The sequence below is a fragment of the Sinorhizobium psoraleae genome (assembly GCF_013283645.1).
Classification (GTDB): domain Bacteria; phylum Pseudomonadota; class Alphaproteobacteria; order Rhizobiales; family Rhizobiaceae; genus Sinorhizobium; species Sinorhizobium psoraleae.
The window spans coordinates 1-1,414 of record NZ_JABEKV010000055.1; the positions used below are offsets into that span (position 1 = coordinate 1).

Below are 1,414 nucleotides of genomic sequence, written 5' to 3' on the forward strand. Positions count from 1 at the left end.
GTTCCCACAACGTTCTTCAACTTGGCCAAAATCCCAGCTTCGAGCCGACAGAGCCTTCAAGGTTGTCGCTGTCGCACTCGCAAACAAGATCGCGCGCATCATCTGGGCTCTTCTCGCTCGAAGCGATAGCTATCGGGGAGCGAAGATGATCGCCCAGGCTTAGACATACGAGCTTTCCGGCCGACCAGTCGGAGAGGCAGGTAAGGTGCCAATTGTGATGACCCAACGGGACGACATCCCGAAGCAAATCAGACCGCAAAATCGCAAGCGCGTTACAGCGCGAGAAGCTGATTAGGCGATTTGCTCCGCGGATCTCGTCGTGGCCATGGCTGAAAGGCCAGAAAACAGGCCGGACATATGACCGCACCGTCCTTATTGGGGAAGTACATGAGGAAATATCTTGCCAAGCGGGCCGTTCCACATATGCAATTTTTGCCACCTTATGGACTACTGCTGGCCGACGTTGAACCTGCGGCTGACCGTTGACTTGTTCAGCCCGAGGATCTTCGCCGCTTTGCCGATGCTGATTTCGCCACTGGCAATCCGCGGCCGGATCTCCGACCACTGCTCCTCGGTCACCTTGAACTTCGGGCCGGCCTTCTGACCTGCCGCCTGGGCGGCCCGCCAGACCTTCGAGCGTGCGCTGCTGGATGACGTCGCGCTCGAACTGGGCGAAGGCGCCGGCAATCGAGAAGAAGAGGCGGCCGTTCGGCGTGCTCGTGTCTATCAGTTCGGTGATGGAGTGGAGACCGATCTCATCCTTCTGCAGGCGCTCGGCGACCGACAGCAGATCGTGCAGCGATCGCGACAGGCGATCGAGGCGCCAGATGCAGAGCGTGTCGCCGGCGCGAAGATAGCGAAGCGCGTCTTCCAGTCCGGGCTTGATGACGGCGCCGCCGCTGATCTTGTCGATGAAGATCCTCGAGCATCCCGCGGCCTTCAGGGCGCGGTGTTGCATATCGAACCGATGTGTCGACAGCCGCGCTCACCTCCAAACCAAGGGCGCGCAGCTTGGGTCGTTGAAATAACAGCGGCACCCGCATCAACTGGAGGTTCTCAACTGAACAGACCCACGCAAGCCTATCCAAAGCCAACGGCCACAGGACCATAATCTCTGTGCAGAGCCAATTAGGTCGGGCTTGCCCTTGCGACTGTTTTACCCCACGATCACTCCTCTAAAGGCGCGCCTTCCAAGTAAAAGGAAGGGTCATCTTCGGTAGAATCCGTCTCGACGCTTGCTTCAGTTTCAGCATAACTTGCCTCGACATCAGAATCGCTGTCCTCAACTTTGGAAAGATATTTGGTACCCCTGTCCGCTCGCTGCCACTTTCCCTCCTCGTTCTTCGTCCACACTTCGGGGATGCGAAGCACCGCAGGCTTCGATCGCAATCACAGTCGGCGGGCATTCCGTGAA

Annotated in this window: 2 protein-coding genes and 2 pseudogenes; 1 reads left to right on the forward strand and 3 read right to left on the reverse strand. The window is 58.3% G+C overall.

Features of this window, described 5'->3' with window-relative positions:
* Positions 1-163: pseudogene (locus tag ILFOPFJJ_RS35920) on the forward strand (IS110 family transposase); the annotation flags it as partial.
* Positions 164-447: 284 nt separating this feature from the next.
* On the opposite strand, the gene ILFOPFJJ_RS36155 reads toward ILFOPFJJ_RS35920, so the two are convergent.
* The 3 genes and pseudogenes from ILFOPFJJ_RS36155 to ILFOPFJJ_RS36890 form a co-directional block, all read right to left on the reverse strand.
* On the reverse strand, positions 448-579 hold the full coding sequence (locus tag ILFOPFJJ_RS36155) for a helix-turn-helix domain-containing protein (RefSeq protein ID WP_282438734.1): 132 nt from the start codon (positions 577-579) through the stop codon (positions 448-450).
* Between the two features lie 103 nt (positions 580-682).
* Positions 683-958 (reverse strand): annotated as a pseudogene (locus ILFOPFJJ_RS36755) (recombinase family protein); the annotation flags it as partial.
* Positions 959-1,167: 209 nt separating this feature from the next.
* Positions 1,168-1,371 (reverse strand): hypothetical protein, encoded by a 204-nt coding sequence (locus ILFOPFJJ_RS36890; RefSeq protein ID WP_512700891.1) that lies wholly within the window; start codon positions 1,369-1,371, stop codon positions 1,168-1,170.
* Between the last annotated feature and the right edge of the window lie 43 nt (positions 1,372-1,414).